This window comes from Caldanaerovirga acetigignens (assembly GCF_900142995.1).
GTDB classification, from domain to species: Bacteria; Bacillota; Thermosediminibacteria; order Thermosediminibacterales; family Thermosediminibacteraceae; genus Fervidicola; species Fervidicola acetigignens.
The window spans coordinates 137,241-155,596 of record NZ_FRCR01000005.1 but is presented as its reverse complement, the minus strand read 5'-3'; the positions used below and the strand labels follow the sequence as shown (position 1 = coordinate 155,596).

Here is an 18,356-nt window from a genome sequence, read left to right as displayed (position 1 = left end):
ACGAAGGAGAGACCTCGATTGAAAATAGGAGTGCCGAGAGCCTTGGCGTACTATGCATATTATCCCTTTATAAACACCTTCTTTGAGGAACTCGGTTTGGAAGTGGTGGTTTCCGACCCAACATCGAAGGAAATTATCGACGAAGGAGTTGAGGACGCTGTAGCGGATGCCTGTGTGCCGGTAAAACTTTTTCACGGCCACGTGAAAAATCTGATGGGAAGGGTGGATTACATATTTGTCCCGAGGCTTGTTAAGGTAAATAGTGAAGCTACCTTCTGCCCGAAATTCCTCGGCCTTCCCGACATGCTGGTATGCTCCTTAGAAAACTTGAACAATATGCTGGAAGTGAGAATAGACATAGCAAAGGGCAAGAGGCAGCTTTTTTCCCTGTGCCTTTCGGTGGCGAGAAAGTTCAATAAAAGTTTTTTTAAGGCGTGGAATGCTTATAGGAAGGCAAAGGAGAGTTTGGAAAAATATAAGCTTGATTTTCTTAAAGGCGCCATTCCTCCCCTCGGAATAGGAGTGCAGGAAAAAAAAGCTGAAATAAAGTTGGGAGTAGTGGGATATCCTTACCTGCTTTACGACCCGTACGTCAGCCTGGATGTAATCGGAAAGCTAATAAAAATGGGCGCTTATGTCGTTACTCCCGAGATGGTTACGGAAACGGAAAAAAGGAAGTACGCCCGAAGATTGAGAAAAATGCTGTTTTGGACCTTCAGCAACAGCGTCCTGAGGACGGCTTTTCATTTTATGGAAACAAAATTGGTGGACGGTATAATCCACGTGACTGCCTTTGGATGCGGGCCGGATTTTATTGTGGACAAGATAATGGAACTGGAGGCAAGAGAAAAAAATGTGCCATTTTTGACTGTCGCCTTCGACGAGCACACCGGTCAGGAGGGAGTAAACACCCGGCTCGAGGCTTTTGTAGATATGCTGAAGAGAAGAAAACTAAAAGAGGCGATACTAGTATGAGGAAAGTGTCATTTCCTTATGTGGGTAACGCGACGATGACGTTCAAAAAGCTGATGAACGCCTTCGGAAACGAGGTGGTGCTGCCCAGGCGTCCGACAGAGGAGACTTTGAGCCTGGGCACAAAGTATTCTCCGGAATTTGCGTGCCTGCCTTTTAAAATAGTCTTGGGAACGTATATAGAGGCCTTAGAGGCGGGGGCCGACACCCTGGTCTCCACTGGCGGTGTGGGGCCGTGCAGGGCGGGGCTTTATACCACACTGCACGAAAAAATTTTAAAAAGCCTGGGCTACGAATTCGAGATGATAACTTTAGAACCTCCGGGAAGGCACCTTAAAGAGCTCATCGCCAGCATAAAAAAACTGGTAAACAAGAGGCTTAGCTTTGCCGACTATTACAGAATCTTAAGGTTTGCCTGGAAGGAACTTCAGCTTCTTGACAAGGCTGAAAAGCTCTCCCATAAGATAAGGCCCCTTGAGGTCAAAAAAGGTGAAACCACGAAGACGTACAGGAAATGTGCAGAGCTTATAGCTCAGGCGAAAGATTACAAGGACCTTCTAGAAATCGAAAGGGAAATAGAATTACTTTATGAAAGGATAGAAAAAAAGGAATATGACCCACTCAAAATAGGCATCGTCGGCGAAATATACGTGGTGATAGAGCCTGCGGCTAACCTGGAAATAGAAGAGATGCTGGGAGACCTCGGAGTATACGCCGAGCGTTCCATGTTTTTAGCCTCTTACACCTTTTACAATGCTGTCATGGACCTTTTGAGGATGCCCGGGGAGCGAGACGTAAAAAAGCTAGCCTCCCCGTATTTCAAGGAAATGTGCGGAGGCCACGGAAGAGAATCGGTGGGAAATGCAATCCTTTTTGCAAAAAGAGGTTTTGACGGGGTAATACAGCTTTCTCCGTTTACCTGCATCCCTGAAATTGTGGCAAAAAGCATACTGCCAAAAGTTTGCGCAAAGTACGATATAGGATTCCTTCCGGTGACGTTGGACGAACAGACCGGGAAAGAAGGCCTTAGAACGCGCATAGAGGCTTTCGTAGACTTGCTGGCAGCCAAAAGAAAACATAAAGAGGCGAACAAAAAAGGAGATGTAGTCTATGGCGCATTATTTGGGAATTGACGTGGGTTCGGTGAGCACAAACCTGGTGGTTATGGATGAGGATGGGAAGATAGAGGAAGCTATATACTTGCGAACTCAAGGCCAGCCTATAAAGGCAATTCAGGAAGGGCTTAGAATTTTATCGAAAAACGAGAAAAACTGGGATATAAAGGGAGTTGGGACTACAGGGAGCGGCAGGCAACTGGCGGCAGTAATAGCTGGTGCGGATGTGGTCAAGAACGAGATCACAGCCCACGCTGTAGCGGCCATGAAAGAAGTCCCCGATGTGCGCACTGTCATTGAAATAGGCGGACAGGACTCTAAGATAATTATTCTGCGAGATGGAGTAGTTACCGACTTTGCAATGAACACAGTATGCGCCGCAGGAACCGGGTCTTTTCTGGACCAGCAGGCCAACAGGCTGGGGATACCCATTGAGGAATTCGGCTATTACGCCCTGAGGTCACAAAATCCGGTTCGAATTGCGGGAAGGTGTGCGGTTTTTGCCGAATCCGACATGATTCACAAGCAGCAGATGGGGTACAAGGTGGAAGATATAATAAGGGGGCTCTGTCAGGCACTGGTTCGAAATTACCTAAACAATGTGGGGAAGGGCAAGGAAATCCGCCCGAAGGTCGTCTTTCAGGGGGGAGTAGCGGCCAATGTGGGGATGAAAGCCGCCTTCGAGGAAGCCCTGGAGATGGAAGTATACGTCCCAAAATACCACAATGTAATGGGCGCCATAGGTGCAGCCTTACTCGCCAAGGATGCCAACGTCAGCAAGACCAAATTCAGGGGGTTTGACGCAAGCGAAATAGAATTTACCGCTGACAGCTTCGAATGCCAGGGTTGTTCCAACCACTGCGAGGTAGTCAACATAAGAATGGAAGGAAAGGTAATAGCCCGGTGGGGGGATAGGTGCAACAGGTGGAAAGTCATTGACGTTTGAGCCATTTTAATATGTCCGAAAAATCGCTATAAGCGATGGCGGGAGTTCCTTCTTGGCGTAGGTGCGAGAGCAGTACTCCTTTTGCAAAAATCACGTCGGCCTTTTTGGCCGCACAAATATCCGAGTATCCATCTCCCACGTATATAGAAATGGCATCCGCAGGTTTTAATTTTTCTAAAAGGTCAGCTTTACAAGTGCCGCACTGCGGGCAGGTTTTCGACGAGTAAGTGCACTCGATGTCAAATCTCATCCCTTCAATTACGAGCTTGTTCGCAAAGTAGGGTATCCCGCTTATGCCGTATTTTACAAAGATGGTTTCGATGTTAAAATCGTAGCCGTCGCTCAATATGTAAATTTCATACCCCATTTGGCGGCAAAACTCTACGAAGTCTATGAAATGGTCGTCGATTTTTATGTTCTCCAGCAAAAAATTTTTCAATTCCTGTTCGCTTGTGTCGAAAAGTTTAAAGGTTTCTCTCGCGCACTCTTCGGTGGATATTTCCCCTTTTTGCCATTTGAGCTCCAGCTCCTGCCAATTGCCGCGGGCGAAGACCTCTGTCATAGCAAGGCAGGTGTCTTTGTCGGTTACGGTCCCGTCGAAATCTATAAAAAATACAATTTTTGCCATTTTTATCACCTTTTTTAAAAATTTTGGTAAGAAAAATTATAACACAGGGTTACATATAAAAAAAGCCTGCAGGTGACTAACTATCGATACCCATTGGGACACGGTACCTCGCTAGCCACCTGCAGGCATTTTTATTTTTTCCCCAAAAACTCGCTGTATACTTTATATTCCTGGAAAGGCTGGAAGGGATAACATGCCTTTTTAAGTGGAACATTATAACGGGAGGTGAAAAGATGCGAGCTTTGTGGAGGGGCTCGATAAGTTTCGGACTTGTCAACGTGCCTGTGAAGATGTACGCAGCGACTGAACGAAAAAGTTTGAGCTTCAGGCAAATCCATAGGGCGTGCGGCACTCCGATACGCTATGAAAAAGTTTGCCCTTTTTGCAACCGCAAGGTTGAAGACGAGGAAATTGTGCGGGGATATGAATACGAAAAAGGGAAATTTGTGGTGATAGAAGAAAAAGACCTCGAATCCATACCGGACGAGACAACCCGCACCATTGACATAGTGGACTTTGTAAACCTTTCCGAAATTGACCCGGTTTATTTCGACCGTTCGTACTTCCTCGGTCCTGAAGAAACGGGGCAAAAGGCGTATGTTTTGCTTTTCGAAGCGCTTAAAAAAACGGGGAAAATCGCAATAGCAAAAGTAATGATAAGATCTAAACAGCACCTTGCCTGCGTTCGGCCTTACGGTGAAAAGCACCTGGTGATGGAGACCATGTTTTACCCTGACGAGGTGCGCAGTGCCGGAGATGTACCAATTTTGCCCGATGTAAAGCTTCATGAAAACGAGGTGAAAATGGCGATGCAGCTTATCGGTTCCCTTTCTTCGGACTTCAAGCCCGAAAAATACACCGATGAGTACAGAAAGGCGGTGCTGGACATCATAAGGGCGAAAGTGGAGGGAGAAGAGGTAAAGGTGCCTCCTGGCAGGGAAGAGAAGGTGGTCGACCTGATGGAAGCATTGAAGGCAAGCCTTGCCATGGTGGAAAGGGAAAAGGAAAAGGCGGAAAAAAAGAAGGCCTCTGGTGCCAAAAGGAAAAAAGCAGCAACATCGTAAAATCTACAGAATACCCCGGAGGACGGGATGCCTCAGGAATCCTTCGCCGGTGTACTCTAAAAATTCTACTTCGACTAGGGTGCGAGGCAAAACCCATAAGGGTTTTTCTTTTTTTGATAGAGGCGGCAACGCTGAAAAGGGGCATTCATCGGTTATAAGTCTAGAGAAAACGTCGAAAAGGGCACTGCTCTTTTCCGCATTGAGGCCGCTGGAAACCCTGCCGATAAAGACCAAGTGCCCTTCTACCAGATGGCCGAGAAAAAGAGATCGAACCCTCTTGCCTTCGGCCAGAAACCCGCCCACCAGGGCGGTTATAATGCGACGGTTTTTGATCTTTAGCCATTTTTTGCTCTTTTTTCCAATTTCGTAGCGGCTGTCGAGCTTTTTTGCCACTATGCCTTCAAGGCCCTTCGCCTTTACCGCTTCGAAAAGGGAGATTCCCATGCCGGGGAAGGTATCCGTGACCACCACTGGCTCGCGGGATTGAAGGCAGTTTTTTAAAATGCCATATCGTTCTGAGAACGGGAGTTCGGCAAGACACCTTCCGTCAAGGTGCAGGATGTCGAAGACCACGTAAGTTACCGGTATTTTTGAGGCGAGGTATTTTGCGGCGGCCTCGTCGGTCGCCATGTCCCGCCTCATGAGGTTATGAAAGTCGGGCCTTCCACCGAGAAGGGCTATCATCTCGCCGTCGAGCACCGTGCTTTTGCCGGAGAAAAGCCGGAGAAGGGCATCAACCACCTCGGGGTACTGTTTTGTTCGCCCTTTCATCTTCCTGTTGAAAAGCTCCACTTTGCCGTCTATGTGGGCTAAGACTCTGGTCCCGTCCCATTTCACCTGAAAGCCGAAGCTTTCGTCGTCGAAAGCTTCGCGGCAGGGCGTGGGTTCCATTGGAATGAAGGGAATGCCGGGCTTAATCATGGCAACCACCCTATATATTTTTTCCTTTTTTAAAAATATTTTTGCATAAGAGGGAAATCGGCCGGCAAAATCTAATATAAAAATAAAAGGAAAGGTGCGGTAAAATGACCGTCGTGTCAGTGGGAGGCGAAAAGCTAAAGCTCAGCAACCTTTCGAAATTGATGTGGCCGGAAGATGGGATAACGAAAGCGGATATTATAAACTATTTCGTGAAAATAGCCCCCTATTTGCTGCCTCACTTAAAAGACCGTCCCATAGTTTTTACGCGTTACCCCGAAGGTATAGGCGGTGAAAGTTTTTACCAGAAAAATGCGCCCGATTATGCACCTAAATGGCTCAAAACTTATACCGTCGTAACCTTATCGGGCGGGCAAAAAAGAAAGATAAGTTATGTCCTGATTGACGATTTAAAAAGCCTAGTGTGGGCTGCCAATCAGGCAAGTTTAGAAATACACCCGTGGCTTTCTCGAATAGGAAGCATAGACCATCCCGATTTTGCAGTGTTTGACCTTGACCCGATGGAAGACACCGATTTTGAAGATGCAAGGTTTCTTGCCCTTGCCTTGAAAAAATTACTTGAAATGGAAGGCTTCAGGAGTTATCCCAAGACTTCCGGGGCAACGGGAATTCAGGTTTACGTGCCGCTCGAACCCTGTTATACCTACAGGCAGGTGAGGACCTTTGCGGAATTTTTCTGCAAGGTTCTGGAAAAAACGTTCCCTGAAAAGGCAACTACCGAGAGAAACATAGCAAAAAGAAGGGGGAGGGTGTACCTGGACTATATGCAAAACGTCAAGGGAAAGACATTGATCGCACCTTATTGTCCGCGGCCTCTTACAGGCGCCCCCGTATCTGCGCCGGTTACCTGGGGAGAATTGGAAAGCAGTGTTGTTCCTTCAATGTTTACTTTGAAAAACATGCCCGAGAGGCTGAAAAAAACGGGGGATCTTTTTAAGGGCGTCCTAGAAGAAAGGCAAAGAATTGACCAGTGGCTTTAAAAGACAAAAATAAGAGGGGGGAGAAATGGCTATGGCAAGAGTGCTTGTCATAGGGGGAGGACCGGCCGGCCTTTCGTCGGCAATATATGCTGCCCGAATGGGTCATAAAGTAAGGCTTATGGAAAAAGAAAAGATAGGCGAAAACATAAGGTGTGCCGAAGGATTTTTCGATCCTCTCAAGAAATTGGGAAAACCGCAGGCAGGGGTTAAGTTTAAAGTCGAAAAACTCATTGTAAAGATAAAGAATACTTATGAGATAGATGTCAGCAGGATGAATATATGGATGCTCGACAGAAGGGAATGGCAAAAAAGTCTGGGGGCTGAGGCTATAGAAAAAGGAGTGGTCATCGAAGAAAACTTTCCGGTTTTTCCGAAAGACCTGAAGGCATTAAAAAAAGATTATGATCTCATAATAGATGCCAGTGGAGCTCCTTCGGTGACTTCCAGGGCTTACGGTTTTTCGGACTTTTACAAACGAAACTGCGGAAAAACGGTGCAGTTCGTGATGGAAGGGGATTTTTCGCATATCGGGAACAATTTTAAAGTTGGCCTGCTCCCTGGGTTGTTCGGCTACTACTGGATATTTCCAAAAGGTAAAAATTCGGCTAACGTGGGAGTTGGCAATTTCGGAAAAGAACCCACAAAACTATGGAATTTGCTGGAATATGTGCTTGAAATTGAAGGACTTTCTGAGTACCGCGTGATAAGGGAGCTCGGTGGTATATGCCCTGTCAGGATGCTACCCCGCCTTTTTTACGACAATATACTGCTTGTTGGGGATGCAGCAGGTCTCACCTCACCGCTTCACGGCGGGGGCATAGACATGGCCCTTTTGAGCGGGATGTGTGCCGCAAAAAGCATTGTTTATGGCGGAAAATTTTACGAGAAAAATCTCAGGAAACTGCTCTTGCCGAGGCTTGAACTTGAATCGACCGCATCAAGGGTTTGGGAAAAACTGGACTTTGAAAAGATGGATGCAGTGGTAAGCAAGATGATTGAGACAGGGCTTTGCAGGCTGCTTTTTAACCCCACTTACCTTAACATTTTGCTTTTTAAAACCTTTGCAAGGATTTTACGTTATTATTACGTGAAAGAAAGGCATTTCTTTATTGTGTTATAATATACTAGAGGTGGTTTTTAGTGTATGAGCTTCTTGCTCAGATCTTGAAATTTTTGCTGATCGGACTTATATATTATTTTCTTTATAACTTTCTAAAGTTGATGGTCCTCGACCTTTATGAAGAAGGAAAGTCGCCGGATGAGACCGGCTATTGCCTAAGGTGCGAGGATGGGAGGGAATTTCCTATCCGCAGGGTGACAACGATAGGGAGGGCAAAGGACTCGGATATTGTGATTGACGATCCTTATCTTTCTAGCAAGCACGCCATGATTTACAGGCGAGGAAGGAGACTTATAATTCAGGACTTAAAGAGCACAAACGGTACTTATATCAACGGCAGGAGGATTAAAAAACCGATGGCGCTAAAGGAGAAGGATGTCATAACGATGGGCAGCCGGAAATTTACCTTTTTGAGGAGGGAGGACCGTGGACTCGAGAGAGGAAGCAATTTATAACAGGTCGCTTGCCGCTATGGCCCTGGTGGGTTTTTTGTCTTTTTTGCTTCTTTCCATGTACAGGAAACCGGTAGATTTTTTGCCTTTTTATGGAGCACTGGCGTTTCTGACTGTAGTATTTATTGGGTATTTTTTCACCGGGTGGGTGATAACGAATTCCGATAAATTTTTGTTGTTGATCTCTTCTTTTTTGGCACAGCTTGGACTTATCATGCTGTGTCGGATAAACCTGGAGCTTTTTAAAAGGCAGGTTATATTTTTCGGGATAGGCGTAGCATTTTTTATTTTGGTCAGTTTCTTTACCAAATACCTGCTAAAGCGCGAAATTGCACCTTTTTTTTACTGGGGAGCCACTATAATTTTGCTAATTCTTCCCCTCTTATTTGGGGTGGAAAAAGGCGGTGCTAAAAACTGGCTCATATTTGGAAGGTTTACTTTTCAACCCTCAGAGCTTGCGAAAATAACCTTTGCCTTTTACTTGGCTGGCGCTTTAAAAAACGGCAGGATAACTTCATTTTCCAGGATGATAGCGGAAATCCTTGCAGTGATTGGACTTTTGACCTTGTCAAAGGATTTGGGAGGAGCGATGCTGTTTTATTTTACCGCCCTGATCGTAATTTTTGTGGCGACTTCGCGGATAGATTTATTTGCCGTTGGCGGGGGCCTTTTTGCGGCCCTTGGGGTCCTGGGGTACAACCTTTTTGACCATGTAAAGGTGAGGATAGAGGCCTGGCTCAATCCCTGGCAGGATGTGCCCGGCAGGGGGTATCAGATAGCGCAGTCGCTCTTTGCCATAGCAGAAGGGGGATACTTCGGGACAGGCCTGGGCCTGGGAAGGCCTGACTTCATCCCGGCGGTAGCGACGGATTTTATCTTCTCAGCTTTTGCCGAAGAATTTGGCTTTCTGGGAGCTGCAGCGGTGGTGCTGATGTATTTCCTTCTTGTGTACAGGGGAATAAGGATCGCCTTGAGACTTCGGGAAAACTTTGAGATTTTGCTGGCAGTAGGGCATACGGTGATGTTTGGGATGCAGATTTTTACCATTATAGGCGGCGTTATAAAACTAATACCTGTGACCGGTGTTACGCTTCCTTTTATGAGTTACGGAGGCAGCTCGCTGGTAATGAGCTTTGCTTCCCTCGGAGTATTGAACGGATTGTGGCAGAGAGCTCTGGAGGATGAAGACGATGACGAGGCTTAAGAGGAACGTAAGACTGGTATTTATAATGTTTTGCGGGCTTTTTTTAAGTCTTCTCGGATATCTTACATATTTTCAGGTATACGAGCGCCAAAAGCTCATCGAAAGTTCCTACAACCGAAGGCTCTGGGAGCAGGAAGAAAGTATAATAAGGGGTACAATATACGATTCAAAGGGCAGGGTTCTTGCAAAGACCGTAGAGGAAAGCGGTAGGAAAAAACGGGTTTATCAAGGAGGCGAAGCCTTCGGGCCGGTTATCGGGTATTCCACCAGAAAATTGGGTAGGGCCGGCTTAGAGCAGACATTGAACGGAGAGCTATTGGGGGTTTCGCAGCAGGACCCCATGATGGTTTTGCGGCAAAAAGTGTTGGGGGTTTCAAAGGGAAACGATGTGTATTTGACAATAGACTCGGAGCTGCAAAATAAAGCCTACCAGCTCTTTAGAGGAAGGCGGGGAGCTTTGGTCGCTCTTGAACCGAATACCGGAGCTGTGCTTGCCCTGGTCAGCTCGCCCGGTTACGACCCTAATTTTATTGAACAAAAATGGGAATCGCTTTATAAAAATGAAAGCAGCCCTTTGCTCAACCGGGCGGTGCAAGGGCTATATCCGCCCGGGTCTACTTTTAAAATAGTGACCCTTGCTGCAGCCTTAGAAAGCATACAGGATTTAGAGTTTAAAACCTACAAAACTCCGGGATATGTGGAAGTGAACGGCAGAGTGATAAGAGATTACGAAGGTTTCAGGCCGGGAGATTATGACATAAAAAGGGCTTTTAGCCTCTCAAGCAATTCGGTTTTTGTAAAGGTGGGTCTGGAAGTAGGGAAGGAGAGGCTTTTTGAAAAGGCGGTGGATTTCGGTTTCAATGAAGGAGTATCTTTCGAACTCCCTGTGGCAACAAGCCGCTTTCCGCGGTTTTCTTTGGTAGGGGATGATGTGGAACTTGGCGAGGCTTCCATAGGCCAGGGGAAAATTCTTGCGACCCCATTTCAGATGGCTATGGTGGCTTCTGCAGTTGCAAGCGGCGGGCGAATTATGAAGCCTTATATTGTTAAGGAAGTTGTCACCCCATTAGGAGGGGTTAAAAATATTTCTACCCCTTCAGTTTTAAAAGAGGCGATCGATGCAATTACGGCAAATAAGATCAAGGAGTATATGGTTGATGTAGTGGAGAACGGGACCGGTCAACAAGCCAGGATAAAAGGAGTAAAGGTAGCAGGCAAGACAGGCAGTGCCGAAAATCCCCATGGAAGGCCTCACGCCTGGTTTGTGGGATTTGCACCGGCAGACAGCCCGAAAATTGCTGTGGCGGTCATAGTAGAAAACGCCGGTTCAGGAGGGGCAAATGCAGCTCCTATAGCCCGAGAGGTTATGTGGCAGTATTTGAAGGGGCTGCAGCAGGATTAATTATACTAAAGCGGAGGTAAGTTATATGAAGATTAAAAAAAGCCTATTAGCTGACGGCGCTCTTCTTCTCATAGCAATGGCCTGGGGACTTAATTTTGTGGTGATGAAAAACGCCCTTCAGAGGATAACTCCTTTTATGTACCTTGCTGTGCGGTTTTTGCTGGCCTTCCTCATCCTTGCGGCAATATTTAGAGATAATTTAAAGGTCATGGACAAAGAGGATATCGTCGGGGGCACCATAATAGGTCTTTTTCTCTTTTTCGGCTTTGCAACCCAGACCTTGGGCCTTTTATATACGACTCCTGCCAAATCCGGTTTTATAACCGGAAGCAATGTGGTTATGGTTCCGTTTCTGGCATACACTTTAAATAAAAAATTTCCCGGCTGGTATCAAGTATTAGGAGCTGCCGTCACTTTTGCCGGCCTGGGCGTCATCTCTCTGGAAGGGGGTTTTAGGATAAGCAAAGGCGACTTTCTCACATTGCTCTGTGCCGTATTCTTTGCTATGCAGATAGTGACTATTGAATATTACGCCAGGCGTGGAAACCCTGTAAACCTGGCAATCCTAGAGACTGGCATAACCGGAATCCTCTCCCTCTTAGCAGGTGCATTGACAGAGCCTATGCCCGTGACGCTTGATTTGACGATGTGGATTGCAATACTTTATGCAGTTATTTGCTGCACGGCAGGTGCCTTTCTCGTGCAGAACGTGGCCCAGAAGTATACTACCTCTACCCATGCGGCGGTCATAATGTGCCAGGAGGCGGTGTTTGCTGCAGTATTTTCTTTCCTCTTTTGGGGTGAGCCATTGACGCTAAAAGCTCTGACCGGCTTTGCGCTGATACTGGCAGGTGTCCTGATAACAGAGCTTTTACCTGCTGATGGAGTAAAAACGGAATCTCGGGTCAAATGCGGTAAAGGCGCTTAAAAATGACATGGAAACAAGAAACCGGGGCCTTGTAAATTTGACACAGCTTGTATATTTTAGATTTCCATTGTAAAATAAATAAAAAAAGTAAAATGCAGGATGGGATGGGATATATGACCGGTAAAAAAAGGATATTCAGCGGTGCGCAGCCTTCGGGCTCTGTGACACTTGGAAACTATCTGGGAGCTATAAAAAACTGGGTCAAGCTTCAGGATGAGTACGATTGTATTTACTGCATAGTGGACCTTCATGCGCTTACAGTAAGGCAGGACCCGGCAGCATTTAGAGAAAGATGCTATTCATTTTTGGCTCAATACCTGGCGTGTGGGCTTGATCCTGAAAAAAACATTATATATTTCCAGTCTCATGTAAGCGCCCATGCAGAACTGGCGTGGATTTTGAACTGCTACACTTACGTAGGAGAGCTGAGCAGGATGACACAATTTAAAGAAAAGGCGAGAAAGCACAGGGACAACATAAACGCAGGGCTTTTCACCTATCCTGTATTGATGGCGGCAGACATCCTGCTTTTCAAGACGGACCTGGTTCCCGTGGGAGAAGACCAAAAACAACATATCGAACTTACCCGGGACGTTGCCGTAAGGTTCAACAACCTGTATGGAGAAGTGTTCAAAATACCGGAGGCGTACATTCCGAAAGTTGGAGCAAGGATAATGAGCCTGCAGGAGCCGACGAAAAAGATGTCAAAGAGCGACGAAAACGAAAACAGCTATATTTTAGTGCTCGATTCGCCTGATTTGATAATGAGGAAATTTAAAAAAGCGGTTACCGATTCTGAAGCGGTCATACGCTATGATGAGAAAGCAAAGCCCGGCATAAGCAATTTGATGAACATTTATGCTGCTATGACAGGGCGGTCTTTCGAGGAAATTGAAAAGGAATTTGAAGGACAAGGCTACGGAGCTTTTAAGAAGGCTGTGGCTGAAGCGGTTATAGAAGGTCTTAGGCCTATCAGAGAAAAATACCGAGAGCTTATGGCCGACAAAGGTTACCTCGAAAGTGTGATAAAATGTGGAGCTACCAGGGCAAAAGATATTGCCTCTCAGACGTTAAAGGAAGTGTACGATAAAATAGGACTAGTGCCGCTGCCCGAGGGCAATCTGTGAGAAATTTTATAAAAATAACATTGACTTTTGCTTTCAACAGATTAAAATAGAAAGTGAAGACATTCTCAACCTGACGCAAGGGTAGTCCTGAGCGAAGGGGGTATTTTTTATGAAAAAAGATACGAAATTTTTGACCAGGACCGCCTTATTGCTTGCCTTGACGCTCATGGTTCAGTACCTTAAAATGCCCCAAATTATTACCGGCTCTTTGGTAAATGCCATGCTCGTCATCGCAGGGGAAATGGTTAATCCGATTTCGGGAGTTACCATAGGCCTTTTGACTCCTTTGATTGCGATCTTAGTAGGAATTTTAAAATTTCCTCCAATGGTGCCGTTCATAATGGCGGGGAACGCTCTCTATGTATGGCTTTATTCTGTCCAAAAGAATACGGTATTAAAAATTGCGCTGCCTTCTTTAGCAAAGTACGCCTGGCTTTCGATCTGTGCAGTTTATATCTTAAAATGGGTAGGAGTAAAAGTGCCACAGCCTGTTATCCAGGCCTTTACCCTGCCGCAACTGATGACGGCATCAATAGGGGCAGCGGTAGGTGTGGCTGTTGCAGTTGTGTTAAAAAAGATTGACAAGGGAGAGGATATGTAATTTTATACAGAAAATATGGGGGGATGTTATGCCTCCCATTTTTTGTGTACATAATACCTGACAAAAAGGAAATAAAAATTCATTGACGCTGCCAAGGGTTACGTTTATAATAGAAGTGTCGTCTGTTATCTTTCTAAATATATATAATATTTACGAGTATAAATATTTATGAGTTTTTGAGAAACCCTTCGGCGATAGAAGTTAGTAAACAAAAAAAAGGGGGTAAGAAGAGGGGAGAAAACAATATTATCCGAAAATTAAAATTAATTATAAAATCAAAGGGGGAACTGGAATGTCAAAAAAAGTGGCGTTGCTAATTTTATCAGCCCTTCTCGTGATTTTATCAATTTCTGGTTGCGGCCAGGGGCAGAAAAATCAGGGCGCATCCGGCGATGTGGTCAAAGTCGGCTGGATAGGCTCTCTAACCGGGGACCAGGCCGTATGGGGACAGAGCGAACTTAATACCCTAAAAATGCTAGCTGAAGAGCTAAACAATTCAGGCGGAGTCTTGGGCAAAAAAATAGAAATTGTGGGCTATGACACCCGCGGTGATGCTACTGAAGCTGTAAACGCAGTAAAAAGGCTAATTTCCCAGGACAAGGTGATCGCCATTATAGGCCCCAACACCAGCAGCTCGGCGATGGCAATTTCCGGTATTCTGGAAGAGATGAAAGTTCCAGACATAGCCACAGTTGCAACTAATCCCAAAGTAACGGTTTTGGACGGAAAAGTGAAGCCCTTCAACTTTAGGGTGTGCTTTATAGACCCCTACCAGGGTGCCGTTGCGGCCGGTTACGCTTACGACGTATTGGGGTTTAAAAAGGCGGCGGTTCTTTACGACGTGACCGACGAGTACTCCCAGGGACTTGCAGAATTTTTCATAAAGACTTTTGAGGAAAAAGGCGGACAGATAGTGGCCAAGGAGGCTTTCAAGAGCGGGGATACCGATTTCAGACCGCAGCTTTCAAAAATCAAGGCCGCGAGCCCCGACGTAATCTTCATGCCTTACTTCTTCAAGGAAGTGGCCCTCAGCGCAAAGCAGGCCAGGGACCTCGGCATAAAGAGCGTGCTAATGGGCGGCGACGGATGGCCTTCGGATACCTTGCTGGAAATGGCAGCCGATGCTGTCGAAGGGAGCTACTTTGTAAACCACCTGGATTTCGACGACCCGGCGGTGCAGGAATTTAAACAAAAATACAATGCCAAATACGGCAAAATGCCCGAGCTCAACGGATACCTGGCCCATGACGCATTCTTTGTGCTGGTGGACGCCATAAAGCGGGCCAACAGCTTTGACCCGGTGGCTATAAGAGATGCCTTGGAGACGGTTGATATTCAGGGCATTACTGGAAGGATAAGGATAAGCAAGGATACCCACAACCCCGAAGGGAAAGAAGCGGCTATAATAAAGATAGAAGGCGGCAAGTATAAGTTCCAGCAGAAATACGCTGTGACTGAGTGAAGATTATGGGTCCTGCGCTTTTCGCGCAGGGCCCGCCGTGAATAAGGGGGATTGTATGATCCAGATACTGCAACAACTGATTAATGGCCTTTCGATAGGCAGCGTATACGCCCTCATGGCGGTGGGTTATTCGTTGGTCTACAGCATAATGAATTTCAGTAATTTTGCCCACGGCGGTGTGATAATGCTGGGGGCGTATTTCGGCTTTTTCTTCGTTACCCTTTATAAGATGCCGTTTTGGGTAGCTTTTTTCGGGGCTGGAATTTGTGCGATGCTGGTTGCGGTATTGGTGGAGAGGGTGGCCTATAAGCCCTTAAGAGCAAGGAATGCCCCCTTCTTGTATTTTATGATTTCAGCGATGGGGGCTTCTATGTTTATGGAAAATTTCGTGATAGCTACCATAGGCCCGACTTTCCGGACCTATCCACAAGTCTTTGCGCCCCAGCCTTTCAATTTGGGAGGCATATACGTAGGACGTCTAGATATGGTGATGTTTGTAATTTCGTGTATTAGTCTTGTTGCCCTGGTTTATTTTATTGAGTTTACCAAAATGGGAAAAGCCATACAGGCCACGGCATTTAATCCAAAAGCTAGTGCCTTGATGGGAATAAATACGGATTTTGTGACAATTGTGGTTTTCGCCCTTGGAGGATTTCTGGCCGGGATTGCCGGAGTGCTTTTTGGAATGAAATACACTGTCTATCCCCAGATAGGCTCGATAACAATAAAGTCTTTCATAGCAGCAGTATTTGGCGGACTTGGGAGCCTGCCAGGAGCGGTGATAGGTTCTTTTATCCTGGGCATCCTTGAAACCATGGTATCGGGCTACATGATGTCCCAGTACAGGGACCTGATTTCTTTCAGCTTATTGATATTGATCCTTGTATTTAAACCCATGGGTCTCATGGGTAAATCCTCCGAAGAAAAGGCGTAAGGAGGGATTGTTGTGAATTGGTTTTATATCGAAGGAGTGCTGATTCTCGCGGGAATAAACATTATAGCAGTTTTGGGCCTTTCCCTCCTGACCGGGTTTACGGGACTTTTTTCTTTTGGCCACGCAGGCTTTATGGCTGTTGGGGCGTACACATGCGTATATTTCGGAGAAAGGTTGGGGCTGCCTTTTATAGCTGCTGTTATCGCTGGGGGACTTTCGGCAGGCCTAGTGAGCCTTTTCATAGGAAGGCTTACTCTCAATCTAAAAGGCGATTACTTTTGCATCGCAACTTTGGGATTCGGGGAGGCAATACGGCTTTTGCTGGATAACCTTCAGATTTTCGGCGGGGCGAGGGGCTGGCCGGGCATACCCCCTAAGGTAGACCTCATGACAGTAGTGATATTTAGCTTGTTCGGAATCATATTTTTGGTATTTTTGATAAATTCTAGGCACGGGCGTGCGATGATAGCGGTGAGGGAAGAAGAACTAGCTGCTAAGGTTATGGGGATCGATGTCTATAGGTATAAAGTTATTTCGCTTTTTATCAGTGCCGTATATGCCGGCGTGGCTGGAGGGCTTCTGGGATATTACCTTACCTTCCTCCAGCCTAAACTGTTCGGCTTGCAAAAGTCTACGGAGTACACCATAATGGTAATATTTGGCGGAATCGGAAGCATTTCTGGTAGCGTGCTTGCTGCTTTCTTTTTGACGGTGCTGCCGGAAATTTTAAGGTCATTTGCGGTGTGGAGGTTCGTGATATACGGTGCTGCTGTTATATTCATCATGATAGCAAGGCCGCAAGGCCTCATGGGCGGTAAGGAGATAACGTTAAAAGGCATAACTTCCATTTTAAAAAAATCGGGCAAAAATAGGGCTATTCGAAGCGGGGAGGCATAGGATGGAGCTTTTGAGAATAGAAAATCTTACTAAAACCTTTGGTGGCCTTACCGCCGTGAAAGATGTGAGCTTTGCGGTTAGACAGGGTTCCATATCGGGGCTCATAGGACCAAATGGCGCGGGAAAGACGACCGTTTTTAACCTTATTACTGGAATTTACAAAGTCACAAGCGGCAGTATATATTTTGAGAATACCCCGATCCACGACAAAGAACCCCACATAATTGCAAGGATGGGGATTACAAGGACTTTCCAGAACATCAGGCTCTTTAAAAACCTGACGGTTTACCAAAACGTTTTGACGGCATGTCACCACAACGCCGATTACAATATATGTGATGTGGCCTTGAGGTTGAATAAATTTAGGCGGCAGGAGAGGGAATTGAAAGAGTTTGCAGAAAGGCTTCTAGAGCTCATGGAGCTTTCAGGCTGGAAGGACAAGGTAGCTAATTCCCTCCCTTATGGACTGCAGCGGAGGCTGGAAATTGCAAGAGCCCTGGCCTTAAAGCCCAAGCTTCTCCTGCTAGACGAACCCGCCGCAGGCATGAATCCCGACGAGACTCTGCAACTGATGAACCTCATCCGAAGGATAAGGGATGAATTCTGTTGCACCATCCTCGTCATAGAACACCACATGGACTTGATAATGGGGATATGCGAAAACATCGTAGTGCTCAACTTCGGTGAGAAGTTGGCAGAAGGGCCTCCCGAAAAAATCCAGCAGGACCCGAAAGTGATAGAGGCGTACCTGGGCGAAGGGGGGATGCCGGTTGCTTGAAATCAAAGACCTTCACGTCTATTACGGTGGCATACATGCCCTTAAAGGCGTCAGCATATCGGTGGAAAAGGGTGAAATAGTCACAATAATAGGCGCAAACGGCGCTGGAAAATCCACGCTTTTGAATGCCGTATCGGGAATCGTGAGGTACAGGGAAGGCAGCATCTTGTTCAAGGGAGAACCACTCCCAAAATTGCCCCACCTCATTGTAAAAAGGGGCATCGTCCAGGTGCCCGAGGGAAGGTTGATTTTCGCAAATCTCACAGTGAAGGACAACCTTATGCTGGGGGCATACCTTAGGAGTGATATGAATGGGATAAAGCGGGATTTGGAAATGGTGTACGAGCTCTTTCCCCGCCTGAAAGAAAGAGAAAAGCAGATGGCGGGGACTCTCTCCGGCGGGGAGCAACAGATGCTTGCTATAGGGCGGGGGCTTATGGGCAATCCAGAGCTCGTGCTTATGGATGAACCTTCGCTCGGCCTTGCCCCTTTGATGGTCCAAACCATTTTCAAAGTTATAAAGGACATCAAGAGCATGGGCAAGACCATCCTGCTGGTAGAGCAAAACGCCTATAAAGCTCTGGCCACCGCTGACAGAGCTTATGTGCTCGAACAAGGAAGGATAGTAAAAAGCGGCAGGGCACAAGACCTCCTCGACGATCCGGGGATAAAAGAATCATACCTTGGAGTAAAGGTGAATAACCGCGGTTAAATCGAAAGCCCTCTTTTGAGGGCTTTATGTATTATCTACTGCAAGTTAAAAGGTGCTAAGGGCCACCCGATGCACAAAGGCAAAGATACGCATTT

The 18,356-nt window shown here is 46.4% G+C and carries 19 protein-coding genes; 17 read left to right on the top strand and 2 right to left on the bottom strand.

Annotated features, from left to right (window positions below; genetic code table 11):
- The first annotated feature begins 18 nt into the window (after positions 1-18).
- The 3 genes from BUB66_RS05530 to BUB66_RS05520 are packed head-to-tail and all read left to right on the top strand — an operon-like array spanning position 19 to position 3,033.
- Positions 19-975 (top strand): acyl-CoA dehydratase activase-related protein, encoded by a 957-nt coding sequence (locus tag BUB66_RS05530; RefSeq protein WP_073255890.1) that lies wholly within the window; start codon positions 19-21, stop codon positions 973-975.
- Entirely contained in the window at positions 972-2,105 is a 1,134-nt protein-coding gene (locus tag BUB66_RS05525) for a 2-hydroxyacyl-CoA dehydratase (protein WP_073255886.1), read from the top strand. The genes BUB66_RS05530 and BUB66_RS05525 overlap by 4 nt, the downstream gene beginning before the upstream one ends.
- Positions 2,083-3,033, top strand: coding sequence for an acyl-CoA dehydratase activase (locus BUB66_RS05520; RefSeq protein WP_073255883.1), 951 nt, complete (start codon positions 2,083-2,085; stop codon positions 3,031-3,033). Before BUB66_RS05525 ends, BUB66_RS05520 begins: the two co-directional genes overlap by 23 nt.
- Here the strand turns inward: BUB66_RS05520 and BUB66_RS05515 are convergent.
- The gene (locus BUB66_RS05515; RefSeq protein ID WP_073255880.1) at positions 3,020-3,661 is read right to left on the bottom strand and encodes an MtnX-like HAD-IB family phosphatase; all 642 of its coding nucleotides are present in this window, start codon (positions 3,659-3,661) and stop codon (positions 3,020-3,022) included. The genes BUB66_RS05520 and BUB66_RS05515 overlap by 14 nt on opposite strands.
- Before the next feature lie 233 nt (positions 3,662-3,894).
- Here BUB66_RS05515 and ku point away from each other — a divergent pair, with 233 nt between their 5' ends.
- Entirely contained in the window at positions 3,895-4,725 is an 831-nt protein-coding gene (gene ku / locus BUB66_RS05510) for a non-homologous end joining protein Ku (RefSeq protein ID WP_073255877.1), read from the top strand.
- A 3-nt stretch (positions 4,726-4,728) separates the two neighbouring features.
- On the opposite strand, the gene BUB66_RS05505 is transcribed toward ku, so the two are convergent.
- On the bottom strand, positions 4,729-5,646 hold the full coding sequence (locus BUB66_RS05505) for an ATP-dependent DNA ligase (RefSeq protein ID WP_073255874.1): 918 nt from the start codon (positions 5,644-5,646) through the stop codon (positions 4,729-4,731).
- A gap of 104 nt (positions 5,647-5,750) precedes the next feature.
- On the opposite strand from BUB66_RS05505, the gene ligD reads away from it, so the two are divergent.
- From ligD to BUB66_RS05440, 13 genes are all read left to right on the top strand, one after another.
- Complete coding sequence (gene ligD / locus BUB66_RS05500; protein ID WP_073255871.1) at positions 5,751-6,644, top strand: non-homologous end-joining DNA ligase; 894 nt, start codon at positions 5,751-5,753, stop codon at positions 6,642-6,644.
- Between the two features lie 25 nt (positions 6,645-6,669).
- Complete coding sequence (locus BUB66_RS05495) at positions 6,670-7,764, top strand: NAD(P)/FAD-dependent oxidoreductase (RefSeq protein ID WP_244269761.1); 1,095 nt, start codon at positions 6,670-6,672, stop codon at positions 7,762-7,764.
- A 20-nt stretch (positions 7,765-7,784) separates the two neighbouring features.
- Positions 7,785-8,219 carry an FHA domain-containing protein gene (locus BUB66_RS05490; protein WP_073255868.1) on the top strand — a complete coding sequence of 145 codons (435 nt, stop codon included), beginning with the start codon at positions 7,785-7,787 and terminating at the stop codon, positions 8,217-8,219.
- Positions 8,191-9,420: an FtsW/RodA/SpoVE family cell cycle protein gene (locus BUB66_RS05485; RefSeq protein ID WP_198409377.1), complete on the top strand. Its 1,230-nt coding sequence runs from the start codon at positions 8,191-8,193 to the stop codon at positions 9,418-9,420. Before BUB66_RS05490 ends, BUB66_RS05485 begins: the two co-directional genes overlap by 29 nt.
- Complete coding sequence (locus BUB66_RS05480; protein ID WP_073255865.1) at positions 9,407-10,822, top strand: peptidoglycan D,D-transpeptidase FtsI family protein; 1,416 nt, start codon at positions 9,407-9,409, stop codon at positions 10,820-10,822. Before BUB66_RS05485 ends, BUB66_RS05480 begins: the two co-directional genes overlap by 14 nt.
- Before the next feature lie 25 nt (positions 10,823-10,847).
- On the top strand, positions 10,848-11,750 hold the full coding sequence (locus BUB66_RS05475; protein ID WP_073255862.1) for a DMT family transporter: 903 nt from the start codon (positions 10,848-10,850) through the stop codon (positions 11,748-11,750).
- A gap of 113 nt (positions 11,751-11,863) precedes the next feature.
- Positions 11,864-12,877 (top strand): tryptophan--tRNA ligase, encoded by a 1,014-nt coding sequence (gene trpS / locus BUB66_RS05470; RefSeq protein WP_143156223.1) that lies wholly within the window; start codon positions 11,864-11,866, stop codon positions 12,875-12,877.
- Positions 12,878-12,986: 109 nt separating this feature from the next.
- Positions 12,987-13,478, top strand: coding sequence for an ECF transporter S component (locus BUB66_RS05465; RefSeq protein WP_073255856.1), 492 nt, complete (start codon positions 12,987-12,989; stop codon positions 13,476-13,478).
- 292 nt (positions 13,479-13,770) lie between these two features.
- A complete protein-coding gene (locus BUB66_RS05460) occupies positions 13,771-14,940 on the top strand; it encodes an ABC transporter substrate-binding protein (protein WP_073255853.1) in 1,170 nt (389 codons plus the stop codon).
- A 55-nt stretch (positions 14,941-14,995) separates the two neighbouring features.
- Positions 14,996-15,874 (top strand): branched-chain amino acid ABC transporter permease, encoded by an 879-nt coding sequence (locus BUB66_RS05455; protein ID WP_073255850.1) that lies wholly within the window; start codon positions 14,996-14,998, stop codon positions 15,872-15,874.
- Positions 15,875-15,886: 12 nt separating this feature from the next.
- The gene (locus BUB66_RS05450; RefSeq protein WP_073255847.1) at positions 15,887-16,771 is read left to right on the top strand and encodes a branched-chain amino acid ABC transporter permease; all 885 of its coding nucleotides are present in this window, start codon (positions 15,887-15,889) and stop codon (positions 16,769-16,771) included.
- A gap of 1 nt (position 16,772) precedes the next feature.
- Positions 16,773-17,549 (top strand): ABC transporter ATP-binding protein, encoded by a 777-nt coding sequence (locus tag BUB66_RS05445; protein ID WP_073255844.1) that lies wholly within the window; start codon positions 16,773-16,775, stop codon positions 17,547-17,549.
- Complete coding sequence (locus tag BUB66_RS05440; protein WP_073255841.1) at positions 17,542-18,261, top strand: ABC transporter ATP-binding protein; 720 nt, start codon at positions 17,542-17,544, stop codon at positions 18,259-18,261. The genes BUB66_RS05445 and BUB66_RS05440 overlap by 8 nt, the downstream gene beginning before the upstream one ends.
- The last annotated feature ends 95 nt before the right edge of the window (positions 18,262-18,356 follow it).

Coding starts and splice junctions, on each gene's coding strand:
- BUB66_RS05455 (WP_073255850.1), top strand. CDS start 14,996: ATGATCCAGATACTGCAACAACTGATTAATGGCCTTTCGATAGGCAGC.
- ligD (WP_073255871.1), top strand. CDS start 5,751: ATGACCGTCGTGTCAGTGGGAGGCGAAAAGCTAAAGCTCAGCAACCTT.
- BUB66_RS05505 (WP_073255874.1), bottom strand. CDS start 5,646: ATGATTAAGCCCGGCATTCCCTTCATTCCAATGGAACCCACGCCCTGC.
- BUB66_RS05475 (WP_073255862.1), top strand. CDS start 10,848: ATGAAGATTAAAAAAAGCCTATTAGCTGACGGCGCTCTTCTTCTCATA.
- BUB66_RS05525 (WP_073255886.1), top strand. CDS start 972: ATGAGGAAAGTGTCATTTCCTTATGTGGGTAACGCGACGATGACGTTC.
- BUB66_RS05465 (WP_073255856.1), top strand. CDS start 12,987: ATGAAAAAAGATACGAAATTTTTGACCAGGACCGCCTTATTGCTTGCC.
- BUB66_RS05520 (WP_073255883.1), top strand. CDS start 2,083: ATGGCGCATTATTTGGGAATTGACGTGGGTTCGGTGAGCACAAACCTG.
- BUB66_RS05495 (WP_244269761.1), top strand. CDS start 6,670: ATGGCTATGGCAAGAGTGCTTGTCATAGGGGGAGGACCGGCCGGCCTT.
- ku (WP_073255877.1), top strand. CDS start 3,895: ATGCGAGCTTTGTGGAGGGGCTCGATAAGTTTCGGACTTGTCAACGTG.
- BUB66_RS05445 (WP_073255844.1), top strand. CDS start 16,773: ATGGAGCTTTTGAGAATAGAAAATCTTACTAAAACCTTTGGTGGCCTT.
- BUB66_RS05460 (WP_073255853.1), top strand. CDS start 13,771: ATGTCAAAAAAAGTGGCGTTGCTAATTTTATCAGCCCTTCTCGTGATT.
- BUB66_RS05515 (WP_073255880.1), bottom strand. CDS start 3,661: ATGGCAAAAATTGTATTTTTTATAGATTTCGACGGGACCGTAACCGAC.
- BUB66_RS05480 (WP_073255865.1), top strand. CDS start 9,407: ATGACGAGGCTTAAGAGGAACGTAAGACTGGTATTTATAATGTTTTGC.
- trpS (WP_143156223.1), top strand. CDS start 11,864: ATGACCGGTAAAAAAAGGATATTCAGCGGTGCGCAGCCTTCGGGCTCT.